This is a genomic window from Catellatospora sp. NPDC049609 (genome assembly GCF_040675365.1).
Classification (GTDB): domain Bacteria; phylum Actinomycetota; class Actinomycetes; order Mycobacteriales; family Micromonosporaceae; genus Catellatospora.
This window is the reverse complement of record NZ_JBFAOU010000149.1, coordinates 1-20,599: the sequence shown is the minus strand read 5'-3', so window position 1 is coordinate 20,599 and position 20,599 is coordinate 1. Positions and strand designations below refer to the sequence as shown.

General features: G+C 72.2%; 19 protein-coding genes. 8 read left to right on the top strand and 11 right to left on the bottom strand.

Annotated features, from left to right (window positions below; all coding sequences use genetic code 11):
- Window positions 1-91: 91 nt before the first annotated feature.
- The 5 genes from AB0J67_RS30370 to AB0J67_RS30350 form a co-directional block, all read right to left on the bottom strand.
- Window positions 92-724: a hypothetical protein gene (locus AB0J67_RS30370; RefSeq protein WP_363487238.1), complete on the bottom strand. Its 633-nt coding sequence runs from the start codon at window positions 722-724 to the stop codon at window positions 92-94.
- A 65-nt stretch (window positions 725-789) separates the two neighbouring features.
- A complete protein-coding gene (locus AB0J67_RS30365; protein ID WP_363487236.1) occupies window positions 790-1,350 on the bottom strand; it encodes a Uma2 family endonuclease in 561 nt (186 codons plus the stop codon).
- Window positions 1,351-1,443: 93 nt separating this feature from the next.
- Window positions 1,444-2,241 carry a hypothetical protein gene (locus tag AB0J67_RS30360; RefSeq protein WP_363487234.1) on the bottom strand — a complete coding sequence of 266 codons (798 nt, stop codon included), beginning with the start codon at window positions 2,239-2,241 and terminating at the stop codon, window positions 1,444-1,446.
- A 54-nt stretch (window positions 2,242-2,295) separates the two neighbouring features.
- Window positions 2,296-4,875: an ATP-dependent chaperone ClpB gene (gene clpB / locus AB0J67_RS30355; RefSeq protein ID WP_363487231.1), complete on the bottom strand. Its 2,580-nt coding sequence runs from the start codon at window positions 4,873-4,875 to the stop codon at window positions 2,296-2,298.
- Window positions 4,876-4,960: 85 nt separating this feature from the next.
- A complete protein-coding gene (locus tag AB0J67_RS30350; RefSeq protein WP_363487229.1) occupies window positions 4,961-6,103 on the bottom strand; it encodes a hypothetical protein in 1,143 nt (380 codons plus the stop codon).
- Between the two features lie 244 nt (window positions 6,104-6,347).
- Here AB0J67_RS30350 and AB0J67_RS30345 point away from each other — a divergent pair, with 244 nt between their 5' ends.
- Entirely contained in the window at window positions 6,348-6,776 is a 429-nt protein-coding gene (locus AB0J67_RS30345; protein ID WP_363487227.1) for a hypothetical protein, read from the top strand.
- Window positions 6,777-6,916: 140 nt separating this feature from the next.
- Here AB0J67_RS30345 and AB0J67_RS30340 read toward each other — a convergent pair whose 3' ends face one another.
- The 5 genes from AB0J67_RS30340 to dnaK form a co-directional block, all read right to left on the bottom strand.
- Window positions 6,917-7,132 carry an antitoxin gene (locus AB0J67_RS30340; RefSeq protein WP_363487225.1) on the bottom strand — a complete coding sequence of 72 codons (216 nt, stop codon included), beginning with the start codon at window positions 7,130-7,132 and terminating at the stop codon, window positions 6,917-6,919.
- 75 nt (window positions 7,133-7,207) lie between these two features.
- Window positions 7,208-7,615, bottom strand: coding sequence for a helix-turn-helix transcriptional regulator (locus AB0J67_RS30335; RefSeq protein WP_363487223.1), 408 nt, complete (start codon window positions 7,613-7,615; stop codon window positions 7,208-7,210).
- A gap of 6 nt (window positions 7,616-7,621) precedes the next feature.
- Window positions 7,622-8,788 carry a molecular chaperone DnaJ gene (gene dnaJ, locus AB0J67_RS30330; RefSeq protein ID WP_363487221.1) on the bottom strand — a complete coding sequence of 389 codons (1,167 nt, stop codon included), beginning with the start codon at window positions 8,786-8,788 and terminating at the stop codon, window positions 7,622-7,624.
- An 80-nt stretch (window positions 8,789-8,868) separates the two neighbouring features.
- Window positions 8,869-9,726 carry a nucleotide exchange factor GrpE gene (gene grpE / locus AB0J67_RS30325; protein WP_363487219.1) on the bottom strand — a complete coding sequence of 286 codons (858 nt, stop codon included), beginning with the start codon at window positions 9,724-9,726 and terminating at the stop codon, window positions 8,869-8,871.
- Window positions 9,723-11,564 carry a molecular chaperone DnaK gene (gene dnaK / locus AB0J67_RS30320; RefSeq protein ID WP_363487217.1) on the bottom strand — a complete coding sequence of 614 codons (1,842 nt, stop codon included), beginning with the start codon at window positions 11,562-11,564 and terminating at the stop codon, window positions 9,723-9,725. Before dnaK ends, grpE begins: the two co-directional genes overlap by 4 nt.
- A gap of 162 nt (window positions 11,565-11,726) precedes the next feature.
- On the opposite strand from dnaK, the gene AB0J67_RS30315 reads away from it, so the two are divergent.
- Both AB0J67_RS30315 and AB0J67_RS30310 read left to right on the top strand, forming a co-directional pair.
- Window positions 11,727-12,350, top strand: coding sequence for a GTPase domain-containing protein (locus tag AB0J67_RS30315; RefSeq protein WP_363487215.1), 624 nt, complete (start codon window positions 11,727-11,729; stop codon window positions 12,348-12,350).
- A gap of 75 nt (window positions 12,351-12,425) precedes the next feature.
- Complete coding sequence (locus tag AB0J67_RS30310) at window positions 12,426-13,724, top strand: hypothetical protein (RefSeq protein ID WP_363487213.1); 1,299 nt, start codon at window positions 12,426-12,428, stop codon at window positions 13,722-13,724.
- Window positions 13,725-14,245: 521 nt separating this feature from the next.
- Here AB0J67_RS30310 and AB0J67_RS30305 read toward each other — a convergent pair.
- A complete protein-coding gene (locus AB0J67_RS30305; RefSeq protein ID WP_363487210.1) occupies window positions 14,246-15,700 on the bottom strand; it encodes a hypothetical protein in 1,455 nt (484 codons plus the stop codon).
- 312 nt (window positions 15,701-16,012) lie between these two features.
- Here AB0J67_RS30305 and pdhA point away from each other — a divergent pair, with 312 nt between their 5' ends.
- From pdhA to AB0J67_RS30280, 5 genes are all read left to right on the top strand, one after another.
- Window positions 16,013-17,155 carry a pyruvate dehydrogenase (acetyl-transferring) E1 component subunit alpha gene (gene pdhA / locus AB0J67_RS30300; protein WP_363487208.1) on the top strand — a complete coding sequence of 381 codons (1,143 nt, stop codon included), beginning with the start codon at window positions 16,013-16,015 and terminating at the stop codon, window positions 17,153-17,155.
- Window positions 17,152-18,141, top strand: coding sequence for an alpha-ketoacid dehydrogenase subunit beta (locus AB0J67_RS30295; protein WP_363487240.1), 990 nt, complete (start codon window positions 17,152-17,154; stop codon window positions 18,139-18,141). Before pdhA ends, AB0J67_RS30295 begins: the two co-directional genes overlap by 4 nt.
- Before the next feature lie 16 nt (window positions 18,142-18,157).
- Entirely contained in the window at window positions 18,158-19,576 is a 1,419-nt protein-coding gene (locus AB0J67_RS30290; protein ID WP_363487206.1) for a dihydrolipoamide acetyltransferase family protein, read from the top strand.
- Window positions 19,576-20,076, top strand: a complete 501-nt coding sequence (locus AB0J67_RS30285; protein ID WP_363487203.1) for a flavin reductase family protein — start codon at window positions 19,576-19,578, stop codon at window positions 20,074-20,076. The genes AB0J67_RS30290 and AB0J67_RS30285 overlap by 1 nt, the downstream gene beginning before the upstream one ends.
- A gap of 95 nt (window positions 20,077-20,171) precedes the next feature.
- On the top strand, window positions 20,172-20,594 hold the full coding sequence (locus tag AB0J67_RS30280) for a hypothetical protein (RefSeq protein WP_363487201.1): 423 nt from the start codon (window positions 20,172-20,174) through the stop codon (window positions 20,592-20,594).
- Window positions 20,595-20,599: the final 5 nt, after the last annotated feature.

Here is a 20,599-nt window from a genome sequence, read left to right as displayed (position 1 = left end):
CGGCAACAGGCCGTCCGGTGTCGGCGAAGGTTTTCGTGGTCAGCCGCTACCGGTGCCCGAGCACCGGTCCCGCGCCGCGATCAGACGGTGCTCAGACGGTCGGGTACGCTGGCGGCGTCCACTCCGGCGCCGGCTTGCGGAAGTACGCGTTCGACGGCGGCAGGGCCAGCAGGACGACCACGCCCAGCAGGGCCAGCAGCTGCAGCACGGTGATCACGATGCTCGCGCTGGTGGCCCAGGCGGGCATCTGCGCGTTCAGCAGCTCGGTGAGCTTGTCCTGGTCGATCCCACCCTGGGTGCCGGTGGAGAAGGAGCTGGTCAGGCCCTGCGAGGCGAGGCCGAGGCCGCAGCAGCACAGGCCGATGCCGCCGACGACCCAGGTGGTGATCCGGGCCCACTGCTTGCCCTTGCCGATGAACAGGCCGAGCACCACGAAGAAGACGGCGAGCACGACCGTGATGGCCGCGCTGCCGTAGGCGATGGCGAGCGTCATCGTCGCCGTGCTCTCGGCCAGCGTGGCGTCGGCGCCCGCCTGCTTGTAGATGTCCTCGATGGCCGCGGCGGACAGCGACGAGTACGTGTAGACGCTCAGCGCCGCGCTCACCACGAGCAGGGCCGACGTCAGGTAGAGCAGCAGGCTGGAGACGGAGACCGTGGTCGGGCGCGGGCCCGCACCCGGTGCCTGCGAAACCGGGTAACCGCTCGGAGGTGGCGTATACGACATGTGGGTCACCGTAACGGCCGGCCGCCACGCGCGCCTGCGACCTCAGATCGATCGCCGGTCAACCCTCAGGAGGAGGCGAGCTCCGCCACCGCGACATGCGCCCAGGGCAGACCGGGCGCGGCGACCAGATCCCCGGGCACCCAGCGCCCGGTCGGCACGTACGGGCCCTCGTCGACGCGCTGGTAGGTGTACACGGCCAGGGCCGGCTTGGATTCGACGCGCCAGTAGTGCGCGACGCCCGCATCCGCGTACTCGGCCGGCTTGTGCTTGCGGTCGGCGGTCTCCGTGCCCGGTGAGACCACCTCGACCGCCAGCAGCACCTGCTCGGGTCGGTAGGAGTAGCCGTCGGGGTCGTAGGCCTCCGCGAGGACCACCAGGACGTCGGGGTTGCGCCGGTGGTCGTCGGACAGGCGGATCTCCTGCTCGCGCAGCACGCGCAGCTCCGCAGGGCACACCTGCTTCAACGCGGCGACCAGCGCGTCGACGAGGTTCTGATGCCGCCCGGTCGGTGGGGTCATGAAGGTCAGCACTCCGTCGACGAGCTCGATGCGAGGGTTCGGAGGCAGCGCGTCGTACTCGGCGCCGGTGATCCGTACCCCGATCAGCGGCGGCAACACCTGGGTCATCGACTCGCCCCCTTCACTCGATCCAGTCTGGGCTCGCACCAGGCCAGCGTCAACACGAGCGTCTCGTGGCGCAGGCACCGGAGTCCGGCGACCTCAGAGCGGCGCGGGCGGCTGCTCCGAGCCTGCGGGCGGGGCAGGTCGGGCGGGCGGCGCGGAGTACGGGGGCGCCGGGTACTGGTATGCCGGGTGCGCGTATACCGGATAGGGATGCGCGGGGAAGGGCGGCTGCGCCTGACGCGGCGAGTACCAGCGGTTCGACGGCGGGACCAGCAGCAGCACGAAGATCGCCACGAGCGACAGCACTGCCAGCGGGATCCCGAGGGCGAACACGAGTTCGCTCCAGGGCAGCTCCCGGTCGGACAGCTCGTACAGGCGCGCGGTGAACGGATCGTCCGCGAAGTAGGCGTCCTCGGGCAGGGGCGACACCGGTTCGCCCGCCGGATCCGGCTCCATCGGCATCGAGATCAGCAGCGGCAGGAACAGGAGGCCGGACAGCATGCCACAGCACGTCGTGAGGGCGCCACCCAGGCCCACCATCCCGCTGCCTACCAGCGACATCACCCGGGCCACGTTGGAGCCCCGCCACAGCGGCGCCAGCGTGCCGCCGAACCACAGCACGGTCAGACCGGCCACGACCGTGAACACGATCGCCCCGAACAGGCTCGACGAGCGTTCCGCGGCGACCACGTCCAGGTCCACGCCGGGCGTCGACCTCACTGCCTCATCGATCAGCCCGGTCCAGCGCGCGTGCATGTACCAGGCGAACGGGATGAGCGAGGCGGCCAGCAGCGCCACCGCGCCCTGCAGCCAGGCGGCGACGGCCGCGGTGGCGGGTCGCGGCCCGCGGTCCTGCGGGTGGGGTGCGGCGTACGTGCTGACGGGGGTGGTCATGGCCCGGCAGCGTAGCGGACGATCACCACCCCCGTGAGGTCGGATAAATCCAGGTCAGGCGATGCGCAGCGCGTCGCCGTCGCGGTCGATGAGGACCGTGTCGCCGTCGCGGACCTCCCCGGACAGCAGCGCCTTGGCCAGCTTGTCGCCGATCGCCGACTGGATCAGGCGGCGCAGCGGGCGGGCGCCGTACACCGGGTCGTAGCCGTGGCCGGCCAGCCACTTGCGGGCCACGTCGGTGACCTCCAGCGTGAGCCGCCGGTCGGCCAGCCGCCGGCGCAGCCGGGCCAGCTGGATGTCGACGATGGAGGTCAGCTCGTCCTGGGTGAGCGCGTGGAAGACCACGATGTCGTCGAGCCGGTTGAGGAACTCGGGCTTGAAGTGCGTCCGCACCACCGCCATCACCGAGTCGTTGCGCTGCTGCTCCGACAGGGTCGGGTCGGCGATGGCGTGCGAGCCCAGGTTCGAGGTGAGGATCAGGATCGCGTTGCGGAAGTCGACCGTGCGGCCCTGCCCGTCGGTGAGCCGGCCGTCGTCGAGCACCTGCAGCAGCACGTCGAACACGTCCGGGTGCGCCTTCTCGACCTCGTCCAGCAGCACCACGCTGTACGGCCGCCGCCGCACCGCCTCGGTGAGCTGCCCGCCCTCCTCGTAGCCGACGTACCCGGGCGGGGCGCCGACCAGCCGGGCCACCGAGTGCTTCTCGGCGTACTCGCTCATGTCGATGCGGACCATGGCCCGCTCGTCGTCGAAGAGGAACTCGGCCAGCGCCTTGCCCAGCTCGGTCTTGCCCACACCGGTGGGGCCGAGGAACAGGAACGAGCCGGTGGGCCGGTCCGGGTCGGCCACGCCCGCGCGCGCCCGGCGCACCGCGTCGGAGACCGCGGCGACCGCCTCGGCCTGCCCGATCACCCGCGAGCCGAGCGACTCCTCCATGCGCAGCAGCTTCTCGGTCTCGCCCTCCATCATCCGGCCGGCCGGGATCCCGGTCCACGCGGCGACGACCTCGGCGATGTCGTTCGCGCCGACCTCCTCCTTGAGCATCGCGCCGTGCGACTGCAGCGCGGCCAGCTCGGACTCGGCCCGGGCCTGCTCGCGTTCCAGCGCCGGGATGCGGCCGTAGCGCAGCTCCGACGCCCGGCCCAGGTCGAGGTCGCGCTCGGCCCGGTCGGCCTGCGTACGCAGCTCCTCCAGCTGCTCCTTGGCCGCGGAGATGGCCTGGATGTGCTGCTTCTCGTTGCGCCAGCGGTCGGACAGGGCGGCCAGGTGCTCGCGCTTGTCGGCGAGCTCGGCGCGCAGCTTGCTCAGCCGCTCGGCCGAGGCCGGGTCGGGCTCCTTGGCCAGCGCCATCTCCTCGATCTCCAGGCGGCGCACCTGGCGCTCGATCTCGTCGACCTCGGTGGGCCGGGAGTCGATCTCCATGCGCAGCCGGGAGGCGGCCTCGTCCACCAGGTCGATCGCCTTGTCCGGCAGGAACCGGTCGGCGATGTAGCGGTCGGACAGCGACGCCGCGGCGACCAGCGCGCCGTCGGTGATGCGTACGCCGTGGTGGACCTCGTAGCGCTCCTTGAGCCCGCGCAGGATGCCGATGGTGTCCTCGATGGTGGGCTCGCCGACCACCACCGGCTGGAAGCGCCGCTCCAGCGCCGGGTCCTTCTCGATGTGCTCGCGGTACTCGTCGAGGGTGGTGGCGCCGACCATGCGCAGCTCGCCGCGGGCCAGCATGGGCTTGAGCATGTTGCCCGCGTCCATGGAGCCCTCGCCCTTGCCCGCGCCGACCACGGTGTGCAGCTCGTCCAGGAAGGTGATCACCTGGCCGTCGCTGCCCTTGATCTCCTCCAGCACGCTCTTGAGCCGCTCCTCGAACTGGCCCCGGTACTGCGCGCCGGCGACCATGGCGCCCAGGTCCAGGCTGACCAGCTTCTTGTCGCGCAGCGACTCGGGCACGTCGCCCGCGACGATGCGCTGGGCCAGGCCCTCCACGATCGCGGTCTTGCCGACGCCGGGCTCGCCGATGAGGACCGGGTTGTTCTTGGTGCGCCGGGACAGCACCTGGATCACGCGCCGGATCTCGGGGTCGCGGCCGATGACCGGGTCCACCTTGCCGTCGCGGGCACGGGCGGTCAGGTCCACGCCGTACTTCTCCAGGGCCTGGTACTGCTGCTCGGGGTCCGGGGTGGTCACCCGGCGGTCCCCGCCGCGGATCTCCGGGAACGCCGCGACCAGCGCCTCCTCGGTCGCGCCGGCCTGCTTGAGCGCCTTGCCGACCGCGCCGCCGACCCGGGCCAGCCCGGCCAGCAGGTGCTCGGTGGAGACGTACTCGTCGCCCAGCGGCCGGGCGACCTGCTCGGCCGCGTTGATCGCGTTGACCAGCTCGCGGGACAGGCTCGGCTCGGCCACGCTGCTGCCCCGCGCCGTCGGCAGCTGCTCCACGGCGCGCGCTGCGGCTCGGCGCACGTCGGCCGGGTTGGCCCCGACCGCCCGCAGCAGCCCGGCGGCGGTGGAGCCCCCGGTGTCCAGCAGTGCCAGCAGCAGGTGCCACGACTCGACGGTGGCGTGGCCCCGCTGCTGCGCGGTCGCGGCCGCGGTGGTGATGACCTCGCGGCTCTTCGTGGTCAGGCGCTGAGTGTCCATACGCTCCCTCGGCTGAGTGCTCCGAACAAAGTTGAGCGTACTGCACTCAACTTGTCGGAGCCAGCCGGGAGGGACCTGATGTCGGTCACCGCACGGTGAGGTCCAGCCATTCGCGCGCCGAGCCGTGGCCGGTGCCCAGGTAGACCCGGCCCTCCGCGTTCTGCCGGGCGAACAGCGTGCCGTCGGGCAGCACGGTCACCCAGTCCAGCCGCGGCGTGCCCGGCACCTCGACGTACCGGTCGGCCAGGTAGCCGGTGCCGTCGGGCCCGGCGATGGCGAGCAGCCCGTCGCCCGCGGGCGCGACCGAGTACGGGAAGTTCGGCTTCTCCCGGACCCCCTCGATCGGGCGCGGCGTCCACGCGCCGCCGGCGAGCTGCCAGACCAGCGGCAGGCCGGTGCCCTTGAGCACCGAGCCGCGCAGCAGCGAGGTGCCGCCGCCGGTGGACATCGGATCCTGCTCGCCGATCAGCCACGCGTCGCCGCCGGGGGAGAGCCGGACGAACATCGCGAACAGCGGCCGGCCCGGCTGCTCCGGCACGGCCAGCCGCTGCCAGGTGCGGCCGCCGTCGGCGCTGCGGGCCGTCTCCTTGATCTTGTCGAACCGGGTCAGCCAGATGACGCCGTCGCGGGTGACCGTCGCGCCCCCGCCCTGGTAGCCGTCGGGCAGCGGCACGGGGCGGCCGGTCTGCCAGTCGGTCAGCACCGCCTCCTGCGCGCCGTACGCGACGCCGTACCGGATGCCGGTGGCCGCCTGGTAGTCGTGCGGGACCTCGGCCGCGAACGTGTACGTCCGCCCGCCGTCGCGGGACAGGTGGTAGCCGCCCGCCGTCTCGCTCCACAGCATGATCTGCTCGGGACCGACCACGTAGAGCTGCACGTTGTGGTCCGCCTTGCCCGGCACCTGCCGCGGCTGCCAGGTCGCGCCGCCGTCGGCGCTGGCGAACAGCAGCCCGCCCTGGCACGATCCGTTCGTGCCGCAGTCGTTGAACATGGCGTAGCCGTGGCGCGCGTCGGCGAACTCGACGAAGGCCTGATACCCCGCCGGCACGTCGAGCCGCACGGCGCGCTCGGTGACCGTCGCCCGGCCCGGCGCGGGGGAGTAGGCGGCGGCGGGCGGTGGTGCGGCGGATCCCGCCGGCGCCGGATCGCCGGGTGAGCAGGCCGCGGCCAGCCCGGCCACGAGGGAGAGCACGAGCCACGGACGCACCCGGGCCGCGCGGCGATTCACGCTGGTGGAAGTCATACCCGCAACGAGCCGCGAGGCCGCGCTCGGGTTCCGGAACCGCCGATCCGGCATGCCCCTGACGCCCGAGTGCGCGTGCCCGGTTGGTCGCGGTGCGTAACAGGTTGATGAAAGTCCTTGCCTTGACCTTCCCTTGACCAGGGAAGGCACGCTAGCGTGTCGCGGCAGCAGCGCCGCTGACTCTGGCCGCGTCTTCAACAGCCCGCTTTCATTCCAGCGGAGGATAACGATGAGCGCTCCCCCGGCGGTGTTCCGTGGCTTCGCCAACCCGGTCGACCCGACCCCGAACGAGTTGCGGACCTGGGCCTACTCGCCGGAGTCCGTGCCGCTCACGGCCATGCCCCCGGACTGGGACCTGCTGGTCTCCGGCGACCGCCTGGTCGGCACGCTGTTCGACCTGGCGATGGACACCAGCTGCCCGGCACGCCGGTTCGCCCTGCACTGCCTCTACATCTACGCCGCCGACGCGATCCGCACCGGCTTCAAGGCCCACCCCCGCCGCAAGCTGCGCAAGCTCGTGGAAGAGGCCGAGGAGGAGGGCGACGAGCTGATGGCGATCTGGGCGCACAACACCCGGGTGCTGCTCGCCCGGCCCAACCTGTTCGACTACAACGACTGGTGCGAAGGCGGCCTGGTCCGCCACTCCCGAAGGCTCTGATATTCGCCGATGGCTCTGCGGCCTTAATCGCCGTCATGCTCCGCATTCGCTCCGCATGACGGCGAGCGGCCTGCAACCGCCATCGGCTGAGCATGGAAAGGGGTCCCACGGCTTCGCCGCGGGACCCCTTTCCATGCGGGCTACTTCTTGTCCATCTTGTCGATGGCGTCCTTGGCCATGTCCTGCGCCTTGTCGACGTGACCGGCGTACTTGCCGCCAGTCTTGGCGTCGACGGCGTCGCCCGCCTGGTCGACGGCGGCCTTGGCCTTGTCCTGCATCTGCTTGGCCTTGTCCGAGGCCTGGCCGCTCTCGTCGTTCATGCCGAGGGCGTCCTTGGCCTTGTCCACAATGCCCATCTCATCCCCCTCTGGGATGTCCGACAATTCGGACTAATCCCAGAGATGAGGATACCGGCCTGCGGCGTGCGGGGCTCAGCCTTCGGTGGAACGCGGGCGCCACACCACCAGCGCGGTCGAGGTGCGCATGCTCGGCAGCAGCTCGGTGCGCGGGAACGCGGAGATGGACTCCAGCTGCGCCAGCCGCGCCTCGGCGTAGGCCAGCCGCTCCTGCGCCTCGGCCAGCCGCTCGCGCAGCTCCAGCACCAGTCGCTCGGTGTCGATGATGCGCTTGACCCCGGCCAGGTTGACGCCGTCCTCCTGGCTCAGCCGCTGGATCTCACGCAGCAGCGCCACGTCGCGCATGCTGTAGCGGCGGCCGCCGCCCGCCGAGCGCCCCGGCTCGACCAGGCCCATCCGGTCGTACTGCCGCAGCGTCTGCGGGTGCATGCCGGCCAGCTGCGCGGCCACCGAGATGAGCAGCACCTTGGCGTGTTCGTCCACCGTGGATCACCTCCGTTCCAGATGGTCCCGCCGCACCGGCGGGGCCAGCTCCGTGAAGCGCACCAGCGCATCGCGAGCCTCGTCGGAGAGCTGCTGCGGCACCACTATCTCCACGGTAACCAGCAGATCCCCGCTGTGGCCATCACGTTTGGGCACACCCTTGCCGCGTACGCGCAGCAGGCGCCCGCTCGGCGTGCCCGGCGGCACCTTGACCTTCATCATGCCGTCCAATGTGGGAACCCGGACCTCGGCGCCGAGCACGGACTCGGCGAAGGTGACCGGGATGGTGACGGTCAGGTCGTCGCCGTTGCGGCCGAACATCGCGTCGGGGCGCACGATCGCGCGGATGTAGAGGTCGCCGGGCGGGCCGCTGCGCTCGCCGGGCTCGCCGCGGCCGGCCAGCCGGATGCGCTGGCCGTCGGCGACGCCGGCCGGGATGCGTACGGTCAGCGTGCGGGTCTTGGTCACCCCGCCGGTGCCCTGGCACTCCGGGCACTTGTGGTCGACCACGGTGCCCACGCCCTGGCAGTCGCGGCAGGCCTCGGAGAAGCCGAACGCGCCCTGGTTGCGGTTGACCACCCCGGCACCGTGGCAGAACTTGCAGGTGCGCGGGCGGGTGCCGGGCTTGGCCCCGTCGCCGTGGCAGGTGTCGCACACGCCGAGGGTGCGCAGCGTCAAAGGCTGGGTCGTGCCCTGCACCGCGTCCGCGAAGTCCAGGAAGATCTCCGCCTCGACGTCGCGCCCGCGGGCCGGGCCGCGCGGCGGCGCACCGTTGCCGGCGCCGCCGGAGAAGATCGAGCCGAACAGGTCGGCGAAGCCCGCGCCGCCGAAGCGCTGGTCGCCACGGTCCCGGCCGCCGCCGTGGCCGAACAGGTCGGACATGTCGAAGTGCTGGCCGCCCGCGCCGCCCCGGGCGCCGCGCCGGAACGCGCCGGACTCGAACAGCGAGCGCATCTCGTCATACTCGCGCCGCCGGCCCTCGTCGGAGAGCACGTCGTACGCCTCGGACACGGACTTGAAGCGCTCCTCGGCGGCGCTGTTGCCGGGGTTGTGGTCCGGATGCAGCTCACGTGCGAGCCTGCGGTACGCCCTCTTGATCTCAGCAGATGTGGCGTCCTTGGCCACCCCGAGCACGGCGTAGAAATCCTTCTCCAGCCAGTCCTTCGAGCTCATCCGTTACCCCCTCCCCCTGTCGCGACCGAGGCTCTCTCCCCACCGCTGCGCGAGATGAGGAGAGAGCCTGGGTCATGTTGTCATTCCGGTGCGGCGACGGCCACCATGGCCGGGCGCAGCAGCCGCTCGCCCAGCAGGTAGCCACGGCGCATCACGTCGATGCACGTCGGCTCGGTGACCTCGGCGGACGGCAGGTGCGCCACCGCCTCGTGCCGGTTCGGGTCGAAAGGATCGCCCTTCTCGCCGAACGCGGTGAGGCCGAACTTCGCCACGACCGCGCCGAGCTGCTCGGCGACCGCGCCGAACGGCCCGGTCAGGTCGCCGTGATCACGCGCCCGGTCCAGGTCGTCCAGGATCGGCAGCAGCGCCGAGAGCACCGAACCGGTGGCGAGTTCGGCGGCGACCGTGCGGTCGCGCTCCACCCGCTTGCGGTAGTTGGCGTACTCGGCGGTCACCCGCTGCAGGTCCGCCGTGCGCTCCTCCAGCGCGGTGCGCAGCTGCGCGAGCTCGGCGCCCAGCGCGGACGGCGCCGCACCGGACTCGGGCTCGGCCGCCGGCTCCGCCACCGGCTCGGCCTCGACGACCTCGCCCTCGACGGCCTCCGCGGCGGGAGCGGCCGTCTGCGCGGCCTCCGCCGGGGTGGCCTCGGGGCGGTCGGTGCCGGCTTCGGCAGCGGTCGTGTCGGCGGCCGGCGTCTCCGCCGTCACCGCCTCGACGACGACCTCCTCGGGCGCGTCCTGCGGGGTGTGCTCCGGGGCAGGAGGGCCCTCCTGCGCCCCGGCGGCCTGCTCGGTGCCGGCCGTCGGGGCGGCCGGGGTCTCCGGCTGCTCGGACATGGTCGCTCCGCTCGGGCTGATCTTGCGCTTGTTCTTGATCACGATGCGCTCGCCGGCGGGCGGTTGCTCCGCCGGCGAGGCACCGCCCTTTGCTCCGGTCACTTCTTGCCCTCGTCGTCGATGATCTCCGCATCCACGACGTCGTCATCGGCCTGGGCGCCGCCGGTCGCGCCCTGCGGGCCCGCGTCGGTCGCGCTCGGGCCGCCGGCCTGGCCGTACAGCGCCGAACCGGCCGCCTGCGACACCTGGGCGAGCTTCTCGTGCGCCGACTTGATCTTCTCGATGTCGGTGCCCGCCAGCGCGCTGCGCAGCTCGCTCAGCGCCTCGTTGATGCTCTCCCGCGCGTCGGCCGGCAGCTTGTCGCCGCTCTCGGCGAGGAACTTCTCGGTCTGCCACTGCAGCGCCTCGGCCACGTTGCGGGTCTCGGCCTCCTCGCGGCGGCGGCGGTCCTCCTCCGCGTGCTCCTCGGCGTCGCGGCGCATGCGCTCGATGTCGTCCTTCGGCAGCGAGGAGCCGCCGGTGATCGTCATCGACTGCTCCTTGCCCGTGCCCAGGTCCTTGGCGGACACGTGCACGATGCCGTTGGCGTCGATGTCGAAGGTGACCTCGATCTTCGGCACGCCGCGCGGCGCCGGCGCGATGCCGGTCAGCTCGAAGGTGCCGAGCTTCTTGTTGTACGCCGCCATCTCGCGCTCGCCCTGGAAGACCTGGATGAGCACGGAGGGCTGGTTGTCGTCGGCGGTGGTGTAGACCTCGGACCGCTTGGTCGGGATCGTGGTGTTGCGCTCGACCAGGCGGTGCATGATGCCGCCCTTGGTCTCGATGCCCAGCGACAGCGGGGTCACGTCCAGCAGGAGGACGTCCTTGACCTCGCCCTTGAGCACGCCGGCCTGCAGCGCCGCGCCGACCGCGACGACCTCGTCCGGGTTGACGCCCTTGTTGGGCTCCTTGCCGGTGAGCTGCTTGACCAGGTCGGTCACGGCGGGCATCCGGGTCGAGCCGCCGACCAGGATGACGTGCTCGATGTCGGACAGCTTGACGCCCGCGTCCTTGATCGCCGACTCGAACGGCGCGCGGCAGCGGTCGAGCAGGTCCTGGGTCATCCGCTGGAACTCGGCCCGGGTGAGGGTCACGTCCAGGTGCAGCGGGCCCTCGGCGCCGGCCGTGATGTACGGCAGGTTGATGCCGGTGGTGTTGGCGGCCGACAGCTCGATCTTGGCCTTCTCCGCGGCCTCCTTGAGGCGCTGCATGGCCATCTTGTCGGCGGACAGGTCCACGCCGTGCTGGCCGCGGAACGTCTTCACCAGGTGCTCGATGATGCGCTCGTCCCAGTCGTCGCCGCCCAGGTGGTTGTCGCCGGAGGTCGACTTGACCTCGACGACGCCCTCGGCCAGCTCCAGCAGCGAGACGTCGAACGTGCCGCCGCCGAGGTCGAAGACCAGGACGGTCTGCTCCTTGGAGCCCTTGTCCAGCCCGTACGCCAGCGCGGCGGCGGTGGGCTCGTTGACGATGCGCAGCACGTTGAAGCCGGCGATCTCTCCGGCCTCCTTGGTCGCCGTGCGCTGCGCGTCGTTGAAGTACGCCGGGACGGTGATCACGACGTCGGTGACGGTCTCGCCGAGGTAGGCCTCGGCGTCGCGCTTGAGCTTCTGCAGCACGCGCGCGGAGATCTCCTGCGGCGTGTACTTCTTGCCGTCGATGTCGACGGTCCAGTTGGTGCCGACCTCACGCTTCACGGACCGGATGGTGCGGTCCGGGTTCGTGACGGCCTGACGCTTTGCCACCTCGCCGACGAGCACCTCACCGTTCTTGGCGAACGCCACGATGGAGGGCGTCGTGCGGGAGCCCTCGGCGTTCGCGATGACGGTGGGTTCGCCACCCTCGAGCACGGCCATACAGGAGTTGGTCGTACCCAGGTCGATGCCGACCGCACGTGCCATGTTCGTGTTCCTCCAAGATCAAGGTTGACCGGGATTCAAGTTGAGTCCGGACGGCTCAATACTGACATGTGACCGGGAACTGTCAAGCGGAAGGTTGAGCCCGTCACACTCAAGTTTGACGGTGTCCTAGTGAGATGTCCCATTTCCGCTTAGGCTTCCCCTGTGTATGACCAACGAGTAACCGAGGGCGGCGCGGCCCGGACCGGCCCCCTGCTCGCGGTGGTCGGCGGGCCGACCGGTGCGGGCAAGTCAACGCTGGTCAACAGCCTGGTGCGGGCCCCCGTCAGCGCGACCGGCATCCTGCGCCCGACCACCCGCAGGCCCGTGCTGGCCTGCCATCCGCGCAGCGTGGCGGCGACCGCCGGGATCGGGTTGCCCCCGGTCGCGGCCCCCGCGCTCCCCCCGAACCTCGCGATCGTGGACGCGCCGGACGTCAACGCCGTCGACCAGACGAACCGGGAGGCGACCGAGGCCGTCTTCGAGCGGGCCGACCTCTGGATCTTCGTCACCACGGCGGCCCGCTACGCTGACGCACAGGCGTGGCGGGACCTGCGCGGCGCGCAGCAACGCAGGGTCGAACTCGCGGTGATCCTCGACCGCGTGCCCACCGAGGCCGCGGACGAGATCCTGCCGCACCTCACGCAGCTGCTCGGGGAGCCGGTGCCGCTGTTCGTGGTCGCGGAGTCGGCGCTCGACCGACAGGGCATGCTCTCCGAGCGAGTGGTGACTCCGATCTGGGAGTTCCTCCACAAGTGCGCGAGTGCGAAACTTGCCGAGGCAACATGACATGCCCACCGCCAGGGTAGGCGGCGAGGGTCCAGGTCGGCCGGAGTCGGCTGAGGAGAGCGTGAGGAGGGACCCGTGACCCACTCCACCCCCGGCAGTGAGTCCGTCGCCACCAGGCTCGACATCGTCCAGCAGGTCGTCGACCTCGCCGGGGAGCACCTGGCCGGGGACCCGGCCATGGAGAACGCGCGGGTGATCGCCGAGCGGTCGGCGGACCGGCTGCGGCTGTCCCGCGGCTTCACCACCATCGCGCTGGCCGGCACCACCGGCAGCGGCAAGTCCAGCATGTTCAACGCGTTCACCACCATCGACCGGTCGCCCGCGGGCATCCTGCGCCCCACCACCTCCGAGCCGTACGCGTGTGTCTGGGGCAGCCTCACCTTCGCCGACGAGCTGCTCGACTGGCTCGGCGTCTCCCCGCGCCGCCGGTTCACCCGCGAGTCGGCGCTGGACGCCAACGACGAGGCCGGCCTGCGCGGCATGATCCTGCTCGACCTGCCCGACGTGGACTCCGTCGAGCCGCGCCACCGCGCCGAGGTCGACCGGCTGCTGCACCTGGTCGACGTCGTGGTCTGGATCTGCGACCCGCAGAAGTACGGCGACCAGCTCGTACACGAGGGCTACCTGCGCCAGCTCGCCGGCCAGCGCGACGGCCTCATCGTGGCCCTCAACCAGACCGACCGGCTGCAGCCCGCCCAGCTGCCCAAGGTCGGCGCCGACCTGCGCCAGCTGCTCGACGAGGGCGGCCTGTCCAAGGTGCCGCTGGTCCCGACCTCGGCCACCGGCGACGTCCCGGCGCTGCCCCCGAGCAAGCGCGGCCCGATCAAGCCGAAGCCCGGCCCGTTCGTCACCGAGCGCTCCACCCGCGGCTACCCCGGGGTGTCCGCGCTGCGCGCCCTGCTCGAGCCGGTCATCCTGCGCGGCACGGTCGCCGAGGAGGCCGTCGACCGCGACCTCAACGCGACCCTGGCCGACCTCGCGAAGCTCACCGGCGGCCCGGCCAGCCCGCCGTCGATCAACCCGCTGGTCCGCGGGCTCGCCTCGGCCGGCACCGACGCCGCCCGCGTCGAGCAGTCCGTCCAGGCGTACGCGTCCAGCGCGGCCGTCGGCCTGCCCGGCCCCTGGGCGAGCGCCGTCGAGCAGGCCGCCCGGTCCCGCCTCGGCGAGCTGCCCGCGGCCCTGAGCCAGGCGGTCGCCTACGCCGACGCCCAGCGGCCCCGCCGGGTGTGGCTGCCCGGCGCGAAGAAGCGCGCCGACGCGCGCACCGAGACGATCCTGCGCGCCGAGATCGACAAGGTCGCCCTGCGGTACGTCGTCGAGCCGGTGCGCCGCGCGCTCGCGGCGTACGAGCGCATCCGCGCCACCCTCGGCTAGCCCCGCCGGGCCTGCCACCGCCCCGAGGGCCGACCGGGAGATCCGTCGGCCGTCGCAGGCCGCCATTTCCCGGAAAGAGCGCCGTCATCCGTGGCCCTCGGGGAGGCCGTCGTCCGCCGCGTTCAGGGGCCCGGCGTCCGTGGTCCTCGGAGATCGCTGTCCGCGGTCAGATTCCGGCGTCAGACCGCACTTTCTGACCTGAACCCGCGATCTCCCCACGGGACACCCGGCGCACCCTCGGTTCGGCACCCGTCCGCCCGAGCCGGCCGCCCGCCGCCAGGAACTTTGCGCGCGATTTCCGGGAAAGTGAGGCTTCCTCGGCGGACACCCAGCCGAAGATCGCTGTTCCGTGTCACGAACTGCAGTGTGACCACGCTTTCCGACACGAAACAGCGATCTTCGACGAGACAACCAGCCCGACCGGACAACCGGGCCGGGACCATCCGGGCAACCAGGACGAATCCGGCCGGGATTAGCCGGGGCAGCCGGGCAGCCGGGTCGGCTCAGCCAGGTCAGCCGGGTCAGCGGGATCCGGTGTGCCGGGAGCCGTTAGGGCGGGACTTGCCGATCTTGTGGTGCCGGGCGCCGGCCTTGGCCTTCTTCGGGCGCTGCACCGTCCGCGAACGGTCGGCCGCGTCCCGCGATCTGCCGTGCACGCCCTGCGCCTCGCGGTGCCCGGCAGACCAGGTATTGGCGGTCGACGTCTTGCCGGTGCGTGACGCGGTCCGCTTCGGCGCCGCCACGTCGGCAGCCGAGCGGATCTTGAGCGGACCTCGCTGTGGCGGCCGCAGACGCGTCACGGAGGCCTGCGCAAGATCACGAATTGCCCCAGGCCGCAGGTCCTGCTGCTCGCCCGTGCGCGCGAGCACCATTCGGCGCGGCCCGACGGCACGCACCGCCTTCGCCCGTGCGCGACCGTCGCGGTCCACGCTCGACCGCCCGAGTCCGTCGCCACCCGCGCTCGGCCGCCGCAGCCCGTCGTGATCCGCACCCGGCCGCATGTGACTGGCACGATCTGCCACCGACCATTTGAGGCCGGCACGATCTGCAACCGGCCACCTGAGGACGTCGCGGTTCGCGCTCGGCCGGTTGGGTGCGTCGCGGTTCGCAACCGGCCGCCTGAGGCCGTCGCGGGCGACGCTCGGTCGGTTGACGGCGACGCGGGCGACGCCCGGCCGGCGGCGACCGGGGTGGCCCGGCTCCTCGCAGGGTTCGCCGTGGCCGGAGCCGGGGCGATGCGGGTGTCCGGGCTGGTGCGTGTGTCCGGGCCAGTGCGGATGGGCGGGGAAGTGCGGATGGCCGGGACGGCCGTGGTGGCCGCCGGGCACCCACGGCCCGCCGGGAAAGGCGGGGGGCCCGCCCGGGAACGGACCTCCGGGCGGCCCGCCGGGGGAAGCCGGGCCGGGCACGGTGGGGCCACCGGGGAAGGTGGGGCCGCCGGGGAAGGAAGGGCCGCCGGGGAAGACGGGTCTCGGGTCGGCGGGCGGGGTCGCCGGCCCGGCGCCGGGTTTGGCCGGCCGGGTGACGGGAGGCCAGATCGGCCGGGCCGGTGGCGGCGCTGCCGGGACCCGGTGCTCCAGCAGCGGGTCGGACCCGCCGTCGTCCGGCCGTTCCGCGTCCGGCTCGGCGTGCCCGGCGGGCTGGGCCAGGCCGGGGTCGGACTGCGGCGCCGGGCGGACCGGGCGCTCGGGCAGCCGCAGCGGCGCCGGGGCCAGGTGATCGCCGGGCACCACGAACGGCTGCACCGGTCCCGCCAGGCGGGCGCCGAAGTCGGGGTCCACGCCTTCCAGACCGGCCCGCAGCACGATCCAGCTGGGTACGGCGGTCAGCCCGACCAGCAGGGTGACCAGCAGGCCGTACCGGCGGGACGGGGAGCGGACCGGCCGGGGCCGGGCGAACGCCGCGGGGGCGGCGGTCGGCGCCGGTGCGGGCGGCGGGGAGCCGAAGAGATCTTCCAGGAAATTGTCGTCGGGCATCGGAGTGCTCCTAGGGCACGGGGGGAATTGGCCCAGAATGCCCCAAACAACGTCATGATCCGGGTATTTGGGGTATTCCCCGACCCGGTTTTTCGGCCGACGGTTGCCAATATCACGTGCCTGGCCTGTGACTGCCGCCACCGATACGGCAGTATGGGGGCCAGGCGGCAGCGTGGCCGTGGTCACCGGGTACTCCGGACTCACAACTGCCGCAGCCAGGCGTCTTCGCCCCACGAGGGACACGACGTGGCGCCAACCGATGCGCGGCAGACACACCCCGTCGCCGACGCACCACTGACAGGGAGAACACGGATGACCAGAGTCGAGCGCGCGGCTCCGCGCCGCGGCGGCAAGCGCTCGGGGCCCCCCGAGCCGGAGTTCGTACAGCTCCTCACCCCCGAGGGCGAGCGAGTCTCACACCCCGACTACTCCGTCGACTTCACCGACGACGAGCTGCGCGGTCTCTACCGCGACCTGGTCACGGTGCGCAAGCTCGACGCCGAGGCCACCGCCCTGCAGCGGCAGGGTGAGCTGGGCATCTGGGCCAGCCTGCTGGGTCAGGAGGCGGCGCAGGTCGGTTCCGGCCGGGCGCTGCGCACGCAGGACATGGCCTTCCCGACGTACCGCGAGCACGGTGTCCTCTACTGCCGCAACATCGACCCGATCATGCCGCTGGGCCTGTTCCGGGGCGTGGACCAGGGCGGCTGGGACCCGGTGGCGAACCGGTTCAACACGTACACGATCGTGATCGGCGCGCAGACCCTGCACGCGACCGGGTATGCGATGGGCGTGGCCAAGGACGGCAAGGTCGGCGACGACGACGAGACCAGCGAGGCGGTCATCGCCTACTTCGGCGACGGCGCGACCAGCCAGGGCGACGTGAACGAGTCGTTCATCTTCAGCAGCGTCTACAACGCGCCGATCGTGTTCTTCTGCCAGAACAACCAGTACGCGATCTCCGAGCCGCTGGAGCGCCAGACCCGCATCCCGCTGTACCAGCGCGCGGCCGGCTTCGGCTTCCCCGGCATCCGGGTGGACGGCAACGACGTGCTGGCCACGTACGCGGTGACCCGCGCGGCGCTGGACAACGCCCGCCACGGCCAGGGCCCGACCCTGATCGAGGCGTACACCTACCGCATGGGCGCGCACACCACCTCCGACGACCCGACCCGCTACCGCGTGGCGAGCGAGGTCGAGGCGTGGCAGGCCAAGGACCCGATCGTGCGCATGCGCAAGCTGCTGGAGAAGCAGGGCATCGCCGACGAGGAGTTCTTCAAGGCCGTCGACGAGCAGGCCCGGGTCGAGGCGGTGAAGCTGCGCGAGCGCGTGCTGTCGATGCCCGACCCCGATCCGGTGACGATGTTCGACAACGTCTACCCCCACGGCTCTCCGCTGGTCGACAAGCAGCGCGCCGAGTTCGAGACCTACCACGCCTCGTTCGAGGGGAGCCACTGATCATGGAGACGCTTACCCTCGGTAAGGCCATCAACCTCGGCCTGCGCCGCGCGATGGAGGACGACGCCAAGGTCCTCATCATGGGCGAGGACGTCGGCAAGCTCGGCGGCGTCTTCCGCATCACCGACGGCCTGCAGAAGGACTTCGGCGACGAGCGCGTCATCGACACCCCGCTGGCCGAGGCCGGCATCGTCGGCACCGCGGTCGGCCTGGCCCTGCGCGGCTACCGCCCGGTCGTCGAGATCCAGTTCGACGGCTTCGTGTACCCGGCGTACGACCAGATCGTGTGCCAGGTGGCGAAGTTCCACTACCGGTCCAAGGGCAAGGTCAAGCTGCCCATGGTCATCCGCATCCCGTTCGGCGGCGGCATCGGCGCGGTGGAGCACCACTCGGAGTCGCCCGAGGCGTACTTCTCGCACACCGCCGGCCTGAAGGTCGTGGCGTGCAGCAACCCGTCGGACGCGTACTGGATGATCCAGCAGGCGATCGCCAGCGACGACCCGATCATCTTCTTCGAGCCGAAGCGGCGCTACTGGGAGAAGGGCGAGGTCGACACGGCCGCGAGCCTGTCGGCGGCGTACCCGCTGCACGACTCCCGGGTGGTCCGCCCCGGCACCGACGTGACCCTGCTGGCGTACGGCCCGATGGTCCGCACCTGCCTGGACGCCGCGACCGCGGCGGCCGAGGACGGGCGCAACCTGGAGGTCATCGACCTGCGCTCGCTGTCCCCGCTGGACATGGGCCCGGTGTTCGACTCGGTCCGCAAGACCGGCCGCGCCGTGGTCGTGCACGAGGCGCCGGGCAACCTGGGCCTGGGCGCCGAGGTCGCGGCCCGGATCACCGAGGAGTGCTTCTACTCCCTGGAGGCCCCGGTGCTGCGGGTGACCGGCTACGACATCCCCTACCCGGCCTCCCGCATGGAGGAGGAGTTCCTGCCGGACCTGGACCGGGTGCTCGACGCCGTCGACCGCTCGTTCGGGTTCTGAGGAAGGGGAGCGCAGCATGGCGATCAACCAGTTTCCCCTGCCCGACCTCGGTGAGGGTCTGACCGAGGGCGAGATCCTCAAGTGGCTCGTCGCCGAGGGCGACGTCATCGAGCTCAACCAGCCCATCGTCGAGGTGGAGACCGCCAAGGCGGCGGTCGAGATCCCGGCGAAGTGGGCCGGCAAGGTCGTCAAGATCTACGTGCCCGAGGGCACCGTGGTCGAGGTCGGCTCGCCGATCATCTCGATCGACACCGGCGGCGACAGCGCGCCGGTGGCCGACGACATGTCGCAGGGCGCCGCCGCCCAGGCCGAGAAGGCCGCGGGCGAGGCGACCGGCGGGCTCATCGGCGAGACCACGGCCAGCGGCCGCACCGCGGTGCTGGTCGGTTACGGCCCGCGGGTGACCGCGGCCAAGCGCCGCGCCCGCAAGGGCGAGACCGAGGCCGCTCCGGCGGCTCCGGCACCTGTCGCGGCCGCCGCGCCCGTCGCGCCGGCCCGGCCCGCGGCTCCGGCCGCTCCGGCCCCGGTGGCTCCCGCTCCGGCGGCGGGCCAGAACGGGCACGCGGTGCTGGCCAAGCCTCCGGTCCGGATGCTGGCCCGCAACCTGGGCGTGGACCTGTCCACGGTGGCGGGCACCGGCCCGCAGGGCTCGATCACCCGCGACGACGTGCAGTCGGCGGTGTCGGCCCCGGCCGCCGCGCCGGCCCAGCGCGTCGTCGTGACCCCGGGTCAGCGCGAGACCCGCATCCCCATCAAGGGGGTACGCAAGCTGACCGCCGCCAACATGGTGGCCTCGGCCTTCACCGCGCCCCACGTCACCGAGTTCCTCACGGTCGACGTGACCCGATCGATGAAGGCGCTGGAGCGGCTGAAGGCCGACCGGGAGTGGCGCGACGTACGCGTGTCGCCGCTGCTGCTGGTCGCCAAGGCGGTGCTGCTGGCGGCCAAGCGCCACCCGATGGTCAACGCGTCGTGGGACGAGGCGGCGCAGGAGATCGTGGTCAAGGACTACGTGAACCTGGGCATCGCCGCGGCCACCGAGCGCGGCCTCATCGTGCCGAACATCGCCGACGCGGGCAGCCTGTCCCTGCGGGAGCTGGCCGACGCGATGACCGACCTGGTGCAGACGGCGAAGTCGGGCAAGACGCCGCCGTCGGCGATGTCCGGCGGCACGTTCACGATCACCAACGTGGGCGTGTTCGGCGTGGACACCGGCACCCCGATCCTGCCCCCGGGCGAGGCGGCCATCCTGGCCTTCGGCGCGGTGCGGGAGACCCCGTGGGCGCACAAGGGCAAGGTCAAGCTGCGTCAGGTGACCACGCTCGGCCTGTCGTTCGACCACCGGATCATCGACGGTGAGCTGGGCTCGAAGTTCCTGCGGGACATCGGCGCCTTCCTCACCGACCCCGAGGCCATGCTGCTCGCCTGGACCTGATGATCCACGACACCGATCCGTTCGCGACCCCGGAGTCGGCGCGCAGTTCCGTGCGCCGGCTGCGGGGTCGCTTCGGCATGACGGTGTGCCTGTGGACGGCGCCCGGCCCGGCCGGGCTGACCGTGTCGTCGACGCTGGTCGGCGACGGCGATCCGGGCCGGGTGCTCGGCCTGATCGACGAGGAGTCGGAGCTGTGGCCCGCGATCGAGGCGGCCGGGGTGTTCACGGTGGTGCCGCTGGGCGAGCCGCACCGGCAGCTGGCGGACCGGTTCGCCGGGCTGATGCCCGCGCCCGGCGGGCTGTTCCGGCAGGAGGCGTGGGAGCAGACGGTGTACGGGCCGATCCCGGCCGGCTCGGGGACCTGGGCGGGCTGCCGGCTGGACGGCGCGCGGCCGTTCGGGTGGGGACTGCTCGTCGAGGGCACCCTGGAGCAGATCACTCTGGGTGACGCCGCCGCACCGCTGCTGCACCATCGTGGCAGGTACACGACACTGTCGTGATCTAGGCGCGGGCGCCGTGGAAACAGGCTGTGAGCTGCCACGCCACGGACTTGCGGTGCACCGGCGTTGTCGCAGCGGCCTCGTAGGCTGGTTTCATGTCCAACCAGTCGCCTGACCACCCCGAGGCCGGCACCCCCCAGGCTGGAGACGCCGACGAGGCCCCCGCCAAGCCGGCGCAGCGCCCCACCGGACGCGCGTCGGTCGGTCGCGCGTCGGTGACGCCGCCTCCGGGCAGCTCCACCCCCGACCGCTCGTCGTCGACCGGTCGCTCCTCCTCGTCCGACCCGTCGGACAAGGCGTCGTCGGGCAGGGATGCGGGCAAGGTGTCCGACGCGGCCGCCGCAGCGCTGCGCACGCCGACGTCGGGCCGCGCCTCGGTGCCCGACAAGGCGGCGGGCAAGGTCTCCGACGCGGCCGCCGCGGCGCTGCGCACGCCGATAACGGCTCCCGGCACACCGGATCCCGCTGACCCGGCTGACCTGGCTGAGCCGACCCGGCTGCCCGGCTGCCCCGGCTAATCCCG

What these genes read in the sequence shown, in the direction of transcription:
- AB0J67_RS30370 (WP_363487238.1), bottom strand. Translation starts at nt 724, where the DNA reads ATGTCGTATACGCCACCTCCGAGCGGTTACCCGGTTTCGCAGGCACCG.
- AB0J67_RS30365 (WP_363487236.1), bottom strand. Translation starts at nt 1,350, where the DNA reads ATGACCCAGGTGTTGCCGCCGCTGATCGGGGTACGGATCACCGGCGCC.
- AB0J67_RS30360 (WP_363487234.1), bottom strand. Translation starts at nt 2,241, where the DNA reads ATGACCACCCCCGTCAGCACGTACGCCGCACCCCACCCGCAGGACCGC.
- clpB (WP_363487231.1), bottom strand. Translation starts at nt 4,875, where the DNA reads ATGGACACTCAGCGCCTGACCACGAAGAGCCGCGAGGTCATCACCACC.
- AB0J67_RS30345 (WP_363487227.1), top strand. Translation starts at nt 6,348, where the DNA reads ATGAGCGCTCCCCCGGCGGTGTTCCGTGGCTTCGCCAACCCGGTCGAC.
- AB0J67_RS30340 (WP_363487225.1), bottom strand. Translation starts at nt 7,132, where the DNA reads ATGGGCATTGTGGACAAGGCCAAGGACGCCCTCGGCATGAACGACGAG.
- dnaJ (WP_363487221.1), bottom strand. Translation starts at nt 8,788, where the DNA reads ATGAGCTCGAAGGACTGGCTGGAGAAGGATTTCTACGCCGTGCTCGGG.
- dnaK (WP_363487217.1), bottom strand. Translation starts at nt 11,564, where the DNA reads ATGGCACGTGCGGTCGGCATCGACCTGGGTACGACCAACTCCTGTATG.
- AB0J67_RS30305 (WP_363487210.1), bottom strand. Translation starts at nt 15,700, where the DNA reads ATGCCCGACGACAATTTCCTGGAAGATCTCTTCGGCTCCCCGCCGCCC.
- pdhA (WP_363487208.1), top strand. Translation starts at nt 16,013, where the DNA reads ATGACCAGAGTCGAGCGCGCGGCTCCGCGCCGCGGCGGCAAGCGCTCG.
- AB0J67_RS30290 (WP_363487206.1), top strand. Translation starts at nt 18,158, where the DNA reads ATGGCGATCAACCAGTTTCCCCTGCCCGACCTCGGTGAGGGTCTGACC.
- AB0J67_RS30285 (WP_363487203.1), top strand. Translation starts at nt 19,576, where the DNA reads ATGATCCACGACACCGATCCGTTCGCGACCCCGGAGTCGGCGCGCAGT.
- AB0J67_RS30280 (WP_363487201.1), top strand. Translation starts at nt 20,172, where the DNA reads ATGTCCAACCAGTCGCCTGACCACCCCGAGGCCGGCACCCCCCAGGCT.